Below are 12653 nucleotides of genomic sequence, written 5' to 3' on the forward strand. Positions count from 1 at the left end.
GTGCTCATGTCGACCCACCGCTCGATCCCTCCGAGGCGACACCACAAGCTCGCCGGCTACCGCCTGCGCCGAGACACCACGACCGGCCGCTACACCGGTGCCGGCGACCGCCCGCACGCCGCTCCGTCGCCGGACGAACGACGTTTGTCGGATCTGTCGACCCCCGAACTGATCGACGTCGTCGCCTCCGAACTCGCCGCCCGGCCCGAGATGCACCTGGTCCGCAATCAGGTGACCGCCCTGCTCGCGATGGCACCGACCCTGACCGACCGCACCCAGGCCACCCGGATCGGCGCCGACCTCGTCGACGACGCCATCGCACAAGCCGACCTCGAGCAAGCCGCCCGCCGGCACATCCTCGACCACCCGATGCTCACCGCCGGCCAGGTCGCCGCCGTCCTGCACCGGCCCGCATCCGATCGCACCGTCGCCTCCCGGCTCCGCACCACCGGCAAGGTTGTGGCCCTCCCGGTGGGCAACAGCTACCGGTACCCGGCATTCCAGTTCGACGAGGCCACCGCCTCGGTCCGCGAAACAGTCGCCGCGATCAACACGACCCTCGGTGCGGCCGCCGACCCCTGGGGGGTGGCGTCGTGGTGGCTGACCCCCTCCACCCGGCTACCGAAGGGGCAGACCCCGGCCGACCTCGCCGCCGACCCGGACCCCGCTACCGGTCACAAGCTCGAGCGGCTCGCCGCCGCGGTACTGCCCGACTGATGCCGAACATCGAACCACCGGCCGCAGGTTTACTCCGGCCGGCGCACCGCACCGTGCTCACCGCCGGAACGGTGGTGTGGCGGGTGCACAGCAGCCACCGCGCCCCGCACGCCCCGAACCCGACCGCCCAACCCGACGAACTCACCGGCGGCCGGTTCGACTCCCTCGGGCCGCAGCTACGGCTACCTCTATATCGCCGACAGCCCCGACGGTGCGATCGCCGAAACCATCTGCCGGGACCTCCCCCTGGACCCTACGATCACCCGGATCGTGCCCGCCTCCGCCGTGACCGGCCGCACCCTGACCGCCCTCACCGTCACCCGCACCCTCACCGTCGCCGCACTCCACGGCCCACACCTCTCGGTCATCGGGCAAGACCTCTGGCTCACCAAATGCGAAGCCCGGCACTACGTCACCACCCGCCGGTGGGCGAACGCCATCCGTACCGCCGACCCCGACCTCGACGGCCTCGCCTACCGGCCCCGGCACAACGAAGACACCCTCGCCTGGATCCTCACCACCGACCCCGCACTCACACCCCACCCCGACCTGACCCTCGACCCCACCACCACGCCCCTGCCCCTCGACCACGGCCCCGGCCGCGACCTTGTCGCCCTCATCATCGCCGACCACAGCGCCATCCTCTCCCCCACCTGAACTCGAACAGTGTGAACGCCCGCCCGACACAACGACACCGAGGGAAATGAGTACCGCCTCGACAAGTAGTCGCTTCTGGCTTTGTGAGCGATCCGTCAGTGCGGGCCGCCGTCCCGAGAAAGCGTGCGCGTGGACCACGCAGGGAGATTCGGCCGCCGTCCCAAGAATGTCGCGCAGCGCACCTCACCTGGCCACCGGAATCGCCGGACCATCGATGAACTGTTCGCTAACTGGCTATGCACAGAACATTGAATATCTGTATTTCACAACTTATTTCAATCGTCTAGAACCGAGGGGATGCGCGGGGCTTCGCGTTGACCTCAAGCACTTCGTTTGCGGCCCAACCGGGGGGTTGCGGACGGCATTCGGTCGGACGACCACCGACTTCGGAGCGAATCCGACCAACCGATATGCTGACCACATTGGATTGCTTGCCACGAACGAGCTCGTCGGAACGGTGATCGCGGCCGCGGCGTCCAGCGGGCACTGTCATCGACAGCCGCGGATCAGCTTGAGAGCAGGACGGACAGACCTCCCGCAGCGATCAGCACAATCACTCCCTTACGGAAGGTCGCCGCAGGCAATCGCCGCGCAAAGCGGGTACTGATGGCTGTTACAACCAATGCGACCGGCAACCAACAGGCCACTCCGATCAGAATGGTCCCGGTGTCGCGGGGTGCGCTCATCACAACCACCACAGCCGACAGGATGCTGGAGGCCACAAGGAAACCGGCCAGGTCGGCGAGTGTCGAGGTCGCACTGCGCCCTTCATGGGCGTACATGACCGCAGGAGGCACTCCGTTCAACGATGCGACGATGCCCAGCGCACCGGCCAAGGCGCCGACCCCGGATGCTGCTGCACGCCCGAACCGTCGGCCAGTAGGCCGCGACGTCGCCAACACGAGTGCCGCCACGAGAACGGCGACTCCCACCCCCTTTTTGAGAATGGCCGTGTCCACGTGTTCGAGAAGGAGCCACCCGAGAGCTATCCCTGGCACAGTGCCGACGAGAAGAGTCAGTACACGGCCGTAGTCGATCTCCCGCCACAACTGAACGGCAACGGTCAGCCGGGTCGACATACCGAAAGCCAAGTTGATCGCCACCACCGTGGGCAGTGGAAGGCCGATCAGCAGGAAGAGCGGGGTCGAGACCAAAGCGAACCCGAAACCCGAAACTCCCCCGATCGCGGCCGCAACCGCGACGACCACTGCTCCCAGGAACAACTGTTCCACGACCACGCCATCTCTCCTTCCTTTTCGCACCGATCAGTTTCTGGCACGCTGGATGCGGTGCGACCGGCTCGGGTACTCGACTCGCCGACCGGTCGGTCACGAACCTGTTCAGAGCAGTTGGGCAAGATAAACGCCTGCCCCCAACGCCATTGAGACACTGACGGCCGCCGGGCCGAGGTCGGGCATAGGGCGCGGATCGTGGGGATTTCTCCGATAGCGGCGAGCTCGCACAATCGAACACGACGCCAGGACGCCGACCGTTAACAGCACAAGTCCGACGACGCCGAGCAAAGCGGGCGACGACGCGGTCGTCGCCGCGCGTAGGCAGAGCAAGAGCGTGCATCCTGCGGTGAGCAGGGTGCGTCGCCACGCCAGAGTGGTCCGTTCGGGTTGAAGTCCCGGATCTCGGCCGTCCGCAAGGTTCACGTGAGGACCAAGGTCCCGCACACTATGGCCGCGGCGCAGACCCCGCCCACGGTCAGTCGCACCATGGAGGAGTTTGGTAGGGGGTCACCCCGTCGCATCGCTGATTGCACCTGCCGCCACCGGACGAACGCACCCAGCGCGATCGTGGTCGCGAGCGTGATGCACACGATTCCCAGCACTTGTTGGAGGGATTCGCCGTGTGTCGCCGTGAACAACTGACCTACGGCGACACCTGCAGCGAGCAGCGCCAATGCCGTCCTGATCCAGGCGAGGAAGGTGCGTTCGTTGGCGAGCGTGAAGCGGTAGTCGGGTTCACTGTCGATCACGATATTTTCCTAATGACGGTGGCGAAGTTCATCGATGCGGACGGCGCGGAGTTTGCGGGGTGGTTGGTGGCCGATAGGCGTGGAAAGGCTATGCCCCCAGACCATCTCCGGCCGTGGCGCGCTCCCCGAGAACCTTGAAGACGACGGCGATGTCGTCCTGTCCATGTCCGAGCCGATGGCAGTCCTCGTAGAGCTCGAGCGCCCCGCGACCGTGCTTGACCACGTCGCCGGGGTCACGAACCTCGAGCGCGTCCATGAACAGCCGGAGGTCCTTGAGGAGGATGTCTACTTTCGCGCCGCCGCTGTAGTCGTCTTTCAGGGCCGGCGCGAAGAGCCACTCGAGCGCAAACGAGTTAGTCGAGGACGAGCGAAAGACGTCCCAGGCCACATCTGGATCAATGCCGAAACCCCGTGCCACTGCGAATGCTTCCGCCGTGGACGTCGCGATCGAGGCCAGCAGGGTGTTGTGGACGAGTTTGGTCATCTGCCCGGCGCCCGGGATGCCCAGGTGGAAGGTGTGGGCGCTGAAGCAGCGAAACAACTGCTCCGTTCCAGCCGGGATCGGCCCATCGCTGCCTGCCAGGATCTTCAGGTTGCCGGCCTCGGCGGCCGGAGCACCCCCGCCGATGACCGGTGCATCGAGGTAGGTCACCCCCTTCGTCCGGGCCGCCTCGGCCTCGCGCACGGCCTCGGCGTATCCGATCGTGCCCAGCTGCACCAGTTTCGATGCCGCCGGGGCATGAGCCAGTACCTCGTCGAACACCAGGCGGGAGATCTCGACTGTTGGGAGCATCATCAGGACCATGTCGGCGTCCGCGACGGCTTCGATAAGTGATTCGGTCATTCGGATCCCCGCGGAGTGGGCCTTCGCGCGCACCGCCTCGGAGTTGTCCACTCCGGTGAGGTCGAACCCTGCCTCGTGGATTCTCTTCGCGATCGGGAATCCCATGATCCCGAGACCGGCGAACACGACCTTTGTCTTCTCGTTCATGTACGACTCTCTTCTGAGGGTGTCTGTGCGTCTGAATGCGCGTGGCGGAGCGGATCGAGACGGCTGTGGCTATGCAGTCGGGCTCAGCTTCGTGGAAGCCGCCTCCAACCGCTTGCGGTCCCGGTCCGGGTTACCCAGTGCGATCAGCATCCCGCCGGCCGCCACCATGAGCACGCCCGAGACGACGAAGCTAATGAAGTACCCATCACTCTCACTTGCTGCGAGGTCGAGGACACGTCCGGTGAAAGCTGGCGCAATGACCCCGGCAGAAGTGCCGAAGGCGATGTAGGAACCCAGCCCCAACCCGTGCTGTTGAGACGGGATGATGTGGGCGATCGCGTTGGGTGCCGCGCTTCCCACGGCCAGGCACAACGAAAACGCCACCAGCATCGCAACGATCTTCACGACACCGTGTCCGGGCAGCACAGCGAAGACGAGCATCGCGATTCCACTGGTCAGGACCGCACCGCCACTGACCCAACCGAGTGCGATCCAGCTGGAGCCGCCACGGGACATGACGCGGTCACCGATCAAGCCCTGCAGCAGCATGGCGATCGCGCAGAGCAGCGCTGCACCGCCGAAGAGGTTACCGGCGGTGACCGCCGAGAAGCCGAGCTGCGAGGTCAGGAAGTGGGGTATCCAGCTCAGCAGCAGCGCGGAGGTCCAGTAGGCGGCGAACAGTCCGAGAGTGAAGCACAGCCACGTCCGCGTGCAGAGGAGCTTCCACCATGGCAGCTTGACGGTGTTGACCGACTCCGCATCCGCGTCCGCCTCGTCAGCGGTGTCCGCCGAGAGGTACGGGCCTTCCTTGCCGACGACAAGCCAGACCAGGGCCCAGATCAGTCCGAGGCCGGCCATCAGGATGAACGCCGAACGCCATCCCCAGTTCGAGATCACCCAGCTCAGCGTCGGCGCGGCCACGGCGAGGCCGATGAGGGAGCCGGTGACGACGATGGAGACCGGAAGGGTCCGTTTCTCCGCGGGGAACCATTTCATGGCTGCGATACTGGCCAGCGGCGAGGCGGGGCCTTCTGCGGCTCCCAGGAGGGTGCGACCGGCGATGAGCGCTCCGAGCGTCGGCACGAGCAGGACCGGGACCATCGCGACCGACCACAGCACAGCCATGACGAGCAGCAGGCGGCGGGTTCCGACTCGGTCCGACAGTGTGCTGGTGAACAGGGCGGAGAGACCGAAGAGGAAGAAGACGGCGCTGCTCGCGAGGCCGAACTGCGAGGCCGACAGACCCAGTTCCGTCATGAGCGGCTCGGCGGCGAGCCCCAGGATCGCCTTGTCCGCCCAGTTCAGCAGCATGAAGACGAAGAGGACGATCGCCACCGCCCACGCGCGTGCTGTGCTCGGAGTCGAGCGTTCAGGGTGTGCTGGCGGCTTCACCTGACTCGTCTGACTTGTCGTGGTCATGGGACATTCCTTGTCATATCGTCTCCCACACGGTGCTCCCGTGCAGGTGGATCGTCATTGTGTCGGGCTCGGTGGTGAAATCGGTGACGAGGTGGGTTCCACCGCGGTGCAGGTCAGGGCACGAACGAAAGGTCCGTCGTGCAGGATGGTTCGGTGGTCAGTGCGCCGAGCGGGTGATGCCGCCGTCGATGCAGATGACCTGGCCGGTGATGAAGTCGGACTTCGGTCCTACGAGGAACTCGACGAGGTCGGCGCAGTCCTCGGGGGTACCGAGCCGGCGGAGGGCACTCATGTTGATCCACTCCTCGAGACGCTTCGGGTCGGCGGCGCCGAGCCGGGCCTTGAACTGACCGCTGGCGATGAAACCGGGGGCGATCGCGTTGGCCGTGATGCCCGCGGGGCCGAGGTCTTGCGCGAGGCAGCGGGTGTAGTGGGCGACGGCTCCCTTGGCGACGGCGTAGTCGGCGCCGTGTCCGTCACCGAGGACCATCGTCCCGGTGAAGGACGAGATCGTGATGATCTTTCCGGACTTTTGCTGCTTCATGTAGGGAGCGACGGCGGCGACGGTGTGGATCGTGGAGAAGATGTTCCGCTCGAATGTCGCGTGCATCGCCGACTCGTCGATTTCCGAGGGCCGCTGTGCGGCGAAGTTGCCGCCGCCGCCGGCATTACAGACCAGCACGTCGATGCGTCCCCAGGTCTGATGCACCGTGTCGGCGAAGTTCTGGAGTGAGTCCCGATCGGTGGCGTCGACCTGTTCGAGGATCACATCGGTTCCCCACTGGCGCAGCGTCTTTTCGAGATCGCCGTCGATGAGACGGTTCAACTCCTCCTCGTATTCGTGCGCCGACTGCAGGTTCAGGTCGCAGATCGCGATGTTTGCGCCCCGCTCGGCCAGCCGAAGGGCGTAATCGAGTCCGATTCCGCGGGCGGCGCCGGTCACGATGGCGACCTTGCCCTCGAGGTCCTTCATGTCATTTCTCCGTTTCGATGAAAGTGTTCGTGTGTTCGGCTCAGTGGCCGGGTGTGCAAGCGGGTGTGTGCTGTGAACGTGTTCGAGGAGCAGCTGGGTGCAGACATCGACGGATTCAATTTGCGGCCAGTGTCCGACTCCGTCGAGGACGACGGTCCGCGTCTGTGCCGGACGCAGGCCGTGCTCAACGGCGAAGACCAGCTCGTGCGAGGAAATTCTGTCGTCGGATCCTCGGACGAGTAACGCCCGGCATGCCTGGGCCATCGGAGCACCGGGTTCGGTGGCGGCACCGATGACCGCGCAGCACGCCGCGTAACTGGTGGGGTCCTGTCCCAGGAGGAACTCCCGAACCAGGGCAACGGAGAGCGGCTTGCCGGCGAGGGTGTGCGCGGCGAGGCTCGCGACTCCGAAATTGTCCGCGACGGCGGGCATGCCGTCGGTGAGGGCGGCCTGCCCCCGCGAGGTGAAGACCGGGCGCTGCTCGTCGCTGGGGGCGGTGATCGGACCGAACAGCACCAGCGCATCCACCCGCGCGTCGCGGGCCGCGACATGACGAGCGATCAAGGTGCCCAACGAATGTCCCACGAGGATCAGGTGTTGGAACCGTCCCGCCGCGGCCACGGCCTCCTGGATCTGGTCGACCCAGGTCTCCATTGATTCCGGAACACGGTGCCGGCTCCGGCCGAGACCGATGAGGTCGATCGCGACGGTGGCGTGGATACCGGCGACGGCTTCCTGCAGTGGATGGTGGACCATCGAGTTGCCGCCGAGGCCGTGGATGAACACGACACAGGTATCGGTGTCCGGGTTCATCGCCGGCGTGGTGCGTTCGGCGAAGAACCGTGGAGTGGTCAGGTCAGTGCGTACGTGCGACATCGCTGTCCAACTCCCGGTAGATGTCGTCGGCATGTGCGGTTCCTCGTTCGTCGTCGTGGTAACGCACGACGAAGTCGTCCAGAGACGTGGACCGGGTCATGTTCCAGTAGTCGGCTGAGGTCCAGGGCATGTTGGCGGTGACCCTGCCCTTCGAGTTCCGGTACCAGGTGGTACCGACGGGAAGCGACCAGATCAGCGTCTCCATCTCCTGGTCGAGGCGGCGATTGTAGTCCTCGAAGACGTCCTGCCGGACCTCGGCGCTGGAGGCGCCGCGTTCGATCATGTCGCGGATCAGCCGGGCGATGCAGGTGCTCTGGGCCTCGGCCTGGAAGAAGATGCTTCCTCCGACACCGATGTTCGTGTTCGGCCCGTACAGGATGAAGAGGTTGGGGAACCCGGTGACCGTGAGCCCGAGGTAGGCGCGCGGGTCCTCCTCGCCCCACACGTCGCGGATGGAGACCCCGTCACGGCCGACGACCTCGTAGGACGAGAGCATGCGCGCCGCCGTGAAACCGGTCGCGAAGATGATGATGTCGGCTTCGTGCTCCCGGCCGTGTTCGTCGACGATGCCGTTCTCCGTGAACCGGCTGGCCGCCCCGGTCACCAGCTCGACGGTCGGGCGACGGAACATCCGGCACCAGCCGTTGTCGCGGAGCATCCGCTTCATCATCGGGGGAAAGTCCGGCACCATCTGGTCCAGCAGATCCTGCCGCTCCCCGAGCTCGGATCTCATGTAGCCGATCAGGCGTTCACGCAGCTTCTCGTTAGCCTCATTGATCGTTCCCTCGGGCCCGTCCCAGTTCTTGTCGACAGTTGCCGCCGGGCGCATGACGTCGTTCATCGAGAGCATGGTCCGTACCCGGAACCACCGTTCGTACGCGGGAATGTTCGAGAGCACCCACTTCTCGTCCTCGGGGACCGAGTCGAGATACCCGGTGACACCGTTGACCCACTGCGGGCTGCGCTGCAGCACCGTCAGTCTTTCGACATCAGGTGCGATCGCCGGGCCGATCTGGTTGGCGCTCGCCCCGTTCCCGACCAGGACGACCTTCTTACCGGTCACGTCGATGGTCGGGTCCCACTCCGCCGAGTGGCACACCTTTCCCCGAAACTCCCCTCGGCCGGGAAGCTCCGGGACGGAGGGTGTGCTCAGCGCGCCGACACCGCTGACAACCACCTTCGCTCGCATGGTTCGGGCCGGTCCGTCGCCGGTCCGGATTTCGAGGACCCACTCCTGTGTGGCCTCTTCGTAGGAAACCGACTGAACGGTGGTGCGGAACTCGATCTTCTCGCCGATACCGAAGGTGCGAACGATGTCCTTCAGGTACGCGAGGATCTCCGGCTGTTTCGCGTAGTACCGGCTCCAGTCGGATTTGGGCGCGAAGGAGAACGAGAAGTAGTGGCTTGCGATGTCGACCCCGCATCCCGGGTACGTGTTGACCAACCAGGTGCCGCCGACCTCGTCGTTCTTGTCGAGCACGACGAACGGAATCCCCATCCGCTCGAGGTGGATCGCGGTGGCGATCCCGGACATGCCGGCACCGATGATCACGACCGGGAACTGGTCCGCACGATCCGGTCGTACGGCGCTCCAGTCGACGAACGCCTCGTCGAGCAGGCCCATTTCCTTCAGTACCAGCGGCTTCTCCGCATCGGGTATCACCCTGTCGGTCGCGGCCGCGGTGAGCGCCCGGAACCGCTCCGAATCCTCCGAAAGACGTTCTGTCTGTGCCCCCCGCTCGATCAGCAGGTCGGCGACCTGAGCCCGGATTTCCTCGGCTTCGGCCGTGGGGAACTCGGCATTGATCGGTGTCGGACCCTGGATCCACTTGCCCCACCGGTCGAGCGGTGCGGTGTCGCCGGTCATCTCCACCAGGGCAAGGAGCAACGAGGCGGTTTCCGCGGACGCGAGCTTTCTTGTCAGCTCGGCGACCGACATGGACTTGAACGCGGTTCTGATCGTCATGGTTGCACCCTTTCGTCGACACCCGCTCTGCAGTTTCGGCAACCGCGGACTGGGAAGTCTGGATGTGGCGCCTTCGCGAACACGTCAGTGAAGGCGAAAGGCATTGCTATCGAATGTGTTCCGTACGATTTTGCTGCTCTTCTGCGGCGACTCGGTCAAGCTGCGGTGGCCGACCGTTCGTAGGTTCTCGTTACCGGACCGTGAGTGAGCGGACGGTCCGGATCAGCTTCTTGTTGGTGAACTCGTCGATTCCGTATCGACCCAGCTCGCGGCCGACTCCCGAACTCTTGGCACCGCCGAACGGCAGATCGGGTGAGCTCTTGCTGGTGCCGTTGATCCACGCCATGCCCACGTCCAGTCGTTCGGCGACTCGTCGGGCCTGCTGGGGATCGCCGGTGAAGACGGCTGCGCCGAGACCGAACGGGGACTCGTTGGCCGCGGCGATCGCGTCGTCCTCGCTGCGCACCCGATGGACGACGGCGACGGGTCCGAACAGTTCCTCGTGGTAGGCGCGCATCTGCGGGGTCACTCCCGCCAGAACGGTGGGCTCGTAGAAGGCGCCGGCCCCACCTTGCGGGCGGTGACCGCCGGTGAGGAGTTGTGCACCTTTCGTTACCGCGTCGGCGACTTGTTCGTCGAGTTCATCGACCGCTCCGGGGGACGAGAGTGGTCCCAACGTTGTCGACGGATCAGTGGGGTCGGCCGGCGCCACGGAGGCCATCGCTTCGGTGAATTTCGTCAGAAATCGGTCGTACACCTGATCCAGGACGAGGAATCGTTTCGACGCCGTGCACGCCTGTCCGGCGTTGTAGAGGCGGTTGTCGACCGCTGCCGATACCACCTCGTCGAGATCGGTGTCGTCGAGCACGAGGAACGGATCCGACCCGCCCAACTCGAGCACGAACTTCTTCAGGTGCCGGCCGGCGATCTCGGCGACGGCGGATCCGGCCCGCTCGGAGCCGGTCAGCGATACCCCCCGGATACGGGGGTCGGCGATCATCCGCCCCACCTGCCCACTGTCGGCGAACACATTGACATACACGCCGTCCGGCAACCCCGCAACTGCGAACATCCGGCAGATGGCGAGTGCCGACTGCGGGCAATTGCGTGCATGCTTGAGAACCAGCGTGTTCCCCGAGATCAGGTTCGGTGCGGCGAAACGGACCACCTGGTAGTAGGGGAAGTTCCACGGCATCACCCCCATGAGAGGGCCGATCGGTTCGGTGCGCACGACGGCCGTCCCCCCACCCGCAATCGACAGCACCTCGTCCTCGAGGAAGACGGGCCCCTGGTCCGCGTAATACTCGAAGATGTCGGCGCACAGCGAGACCTCGGCTCGCGCCTGGGAAATCGGCTTGCCCACTTCCACGGTCAGGATCGGCGCGAGTTCGCCGAGATGGTCACGCCAGGCCTTCGCGAGCAGTCGCAGAGTGTCGGCCCGTTCGGCCACAGATACCTCGCGCCACTCCCGATACGCCGTGGCCGCACCGGTCAATGCGGACTCGATCTCCGCGTCCGTCGCACGATCGAACTCCCGCACACGCTCACCGGTCGCCGGGTTGATGCTGGCGTAATAACTCATGATCCTCGATTCCTCGAACCAAATCTCGAACCATCGGCACTCCCCGTAGGGCGGCGAACGTCTCGAGGTGCAGGAGAACGGCCCGAATCGGTTCCGTTCCATTGCTTTCCACACAATTGGCAAGCAGCCACCCTCCGGTTACAGCCGGACGTTGATCGACCACCCACGTCGTCGGGTGGATTCGGTCATCGGTCTCGCTTGCGCGTGATCCACGTTACGTACCTGATTAGTCATAGAGGAATAGTTGAAGATAGAATTCCTCTATGTCGAATCCTGGTACCTACACTTCGGCGGACAATGTGCTGCGGTTGCTGCGTTACCTGCAACAACAGGACGCAGTCCGTGTCAGCGACGCGGCCGACCATCTCAGCGTGGCGCGGTCGACGGCACACCGGCTCCTCGGCACGCTGTGCGCCAACGGCTTCGCTCGCCAGAACGACGACAAGACATACAGCCACGATGGAACAGCAGGCAATACGGCCGGCCTGAACAAGACGCAACTGAAAGAACTTGTTCGGCCACACCTTGACTGGCTTGTCGACGAAACGGACGAAACGGCCCACCTGATCGTCCTCGAAGGGCAGATGGTCAAGATCATCGACAGCGTCGAAGCCACTCAGCCACTACGCGTGGGAAGCAGGGTCGGAGGCTTGATACCGGCACACATCGCAGCCGCCGGCAAACTTTTCCTCGCGGAGCTGCCCGACAACACCTTCTTCGCGATTTACCCAGACGGCCCGCCCCCCGAAAGCGGATATTCCGATCTCGACGAGTTTCGCCGCGCAATGAAGGGCTACCGGGACTACGCGGTGAGCCTTGGCGAAGCTGAGCGAGGAGTCAATGCGGTCGCCATGTTGGTGAAAACCCCGGCGGGTCAACCACTAGGAGCCGTATCCCTGTCCGGACCGTCCATGCGACTGACGAAGCCCCGCCTGCCCTGGGCAATCAGCTACGTTCAGCGGACGGTGCAACGCGTCAATGCAGGACTGGCAGTCCGTCTCATCGGAAGCTGAGGCACTTCCACAGTGCCTTCGCTGCCGTGGCGCCCACAGACCATCGGACCGAGAGCGCCCCGACCGACCGGGCAAACCTGCTCGGCCACACTCCTCGCTGCTGCGTCGCTGCCGCGCGACCGCGTACTGCGCGTGCGACTCCCAGCAACTCCGTGCACTGCACGTCGTCTGCCACTCCACCGAACCACTGCGCTTTGGGACGGGCGCCGTGGCTCTGCATTACGCCGCACCATCAACAACCGAGGTTGTCGATCGAGCGGGCGGACTGATACGCCGCGTGGACGATCCGGTCGGCCGCGGGGTGTTCTGAATTACCGTCATGTCGGCCGCGGTTACCGTTATCAGTACAAAACACGATCCGTCCTGCGGTACGCGTTGTGCGGTGGCTGCGTTGCCGCACACCAGAGACGATGCTGGTGGACGCGGACTGCGTACCCTACCGGTGAACGGTACATCCCCCGCCCGGAATCGATAC

Annotated in this window: 10 protein-coding genes and 1 pseudogene; 3 read left to right on the plus strand and 8 right to left on the minus strand. The window is 65.1% G+C overall.

Features of this window, described 5'->3' with window-relative positions; translation table 11 throughout:
- The first annotated feature begins 6 nt into the window (after positions 1 to 6).
- Positions 7 to 717: a hypothetical protein gene (locus ACFWAY_RS34865; RefSeq protein WP_378513742.1), complete on the plus strand. Its 711-nt coding sequence runs from the start codon at positions 7 to 9 to the stop codon at positions 715 to 717.
- Between the two features lie 159 nt (positions 718 to 876).
- Positions 877 to 1374, plus strand: a pseudogene (locus ACFWAY_RS34870) (RES family NAD+ phosphorylase); the annotation flags it as partial.
- Between the two features lie 506 nt (positions 1375 to 1880).
- On the opposite strand, the gene ACFWAY_RS34875 reads toward ACFWAY_RS34870, so the two are convergent.
- The 8 genes from ACFWAY_RS34875 to ACFWAY_RS34910 all read right to left on the minus strand — a co-directional run bounded on the left by ACFWAY_RS34875 (position 1881) and on the right by ACFWAY_RS34910 (position 11165).
- The gene (locus ACFWAY_RS34875) at positions 1881 to 2612 is read right to left on the minus strand and encodes a TSUP family transporter (RefSeq protein ID WP_378513743.1); all 732 of its coding nucleotides are present in this window, start codon (positions 2610 to 2612) and stop codon (positions 1881 to 1883) included.
- A 102-nt stretch (positions 2613 to 2714) separates the two neighbouring features.
- A complete protein-coding gene (locus ACFWAY_RS34880; protein WP_378513744.1) occupies positions 2715 to 3053 on the minus strand; it encodes a DUF202 domain-containing protein in 339 nt (112 codons plus the stop codon).
- Entirely contained in the window at positions 3029 to 3358 is a 330-nt protein-coding gene (locus tag ACFWAY_RS34885) for a YidH family protein (protein WP_378513745.1), read from the minus strand. The genes ACFWAY_RS34880 and ACFWAY_RS34885 overlap by 25 nt, the downstream gene beginning before the upstream one ends.
- Positions 3359 to 3446: 88 nt before the next feature.
- The gene (locus ACFWAY_RS34890) at positions 3447 to 4349 is read right to left on the minus strand and encodes an NAD(P)-dependent oxidoreductase (protein WP_378513746.1); all 903 of its coding nucleotides are present in this window, start codon (positions 4347 to 4349) and stop codon (positions 3447 to 3449) included.
- Between the two features lie 69 nt (positions 4350 to 4418).
- On the minus strand, positions 4419 to 5768 hold the full coding sequence (locus ACFWAY_RS34895; RefSeq protein WP_378513747.1) for an MFS transporter: 1350 nt from the start codon (positions 5766 to 5768) through the stop codon (positions 4419 to 4421).
- Positions 5769 to 5925: 157 nt separating this feature from the next.
- On the minus strand, positions 5926 to 7617 hold the full coding sequence (locus tag ACFWAY_RS34900; protein ID WP_378513748.1) for an SDR family oxidoreductase: 1692 nt from the start codon (positions 7615 to 7617) through the stop codon (positions 5926 to 5928).
- Positions 7598 to 9583: an NAD(P)-binding domain-containing protein gene (locus tag ACFWAY_RS34905; RefSeq protein ID WP_378513749.1), complete on the minus strand. Its 1986-nt coding sequence runs from the start codon at positions 9581 to 9583 to the stop codon at positions 7598 to 7600. The genes ACFWAY_RS34900 and ACFWAY_RS34905 overlap by 20 nt, the downstream gene beginning before the upstream one ends.
- A gap of 190 nt (positions 9584 to 9773) precedes the next feature.
- Positions 9774 to 11165, minus strand: a complete 1392-nt coding sequence (locus ACFWAY_RS34910) for an NAD-dependent succinate-semialdehyde dehydrogenase (RefSeq protein WP_378513750.1) — start codon at positions 11163 to 11165, stop codon at positions 9774 to 9776.
- A 263-nt stretch (positions 11166 to 11428) separates the two neighbouring features.
- On the opposite strand from ACFWAY_RS34910, the gene ACFWAY_RS34915 reads away from it, so the two are divergent.
- A complete protein-coding gene (locus tag ACFWAY_RS34915; protein ID WP_378513751.1) occupies positions 11429 to 12178 on the plus strand; it encodes an IclR family transcriptional regulator in 750 nt (249 codons plus the stop codon).
- Positions 12179 to 12653: the final 475 nt, after the last annotated feature.

Source organism: Rhodococcus sp. NPDC059968, from assembly GCF_042738615.1.
In the GTDB taxonomy this organism is placed as follows: Bacteria; Actinomycetota; Actinomycetes; order Mycobacteriales; family Mycobacteriaceae; genus Rhodococcus_F.

Coding starts and splice junctions, on each gene's coding strand:
- ACFWAY_RS34905 (WP_378513749.1), bottom strand. CDS start 9,583: ATGACGATCAGAACCGCGTTCAAGTCCATGTCGGTCGCCGAGCTGACA.
- ACFWAY_RS34895 (WP_378513747.1), bottom strand. CDS start 5,768: ATGACCACGACAAGTCAGACGAGTCAGGTGAAGCCGCCAGCACACCCT.
- ACFWAY_RS34865 (WP_378513742.1), top strand. CDS start 7: ATGTCGACCCACCGCTCGATCCCTCCGAGGCGACACCACAAGCTCGCC.
- ACFWAY_RS34915 (WP_378513751.1), top strand. CDS start 11,429: ATGTCGAATCCTGGTACCTACACTTCGGCGGACAATGTGCTGCGGTTG.
- ACFWAY_RS34890 (WP_378513746.1), bottom strand. CDS start 4,349: ATGAACGAGAAGACAAAGGTCGTGTTCGCCGGTCTCGGGATCATGGGA.
- ACFWAY_RS34910 (WP_378513750.1), bottom strand. CDS start 11,165: ATGAGTTATTACGCCAGCATCAACCCGGCGACCGGTGAGCGTGTGCGG.
- ACFWAY_RS34900 (WP_378513748.1), bottom strand. CDS start 7,617: ATGTCGCACGTACGCACTGACCTGACCACTCCACGGTTCTTCGCCGAA.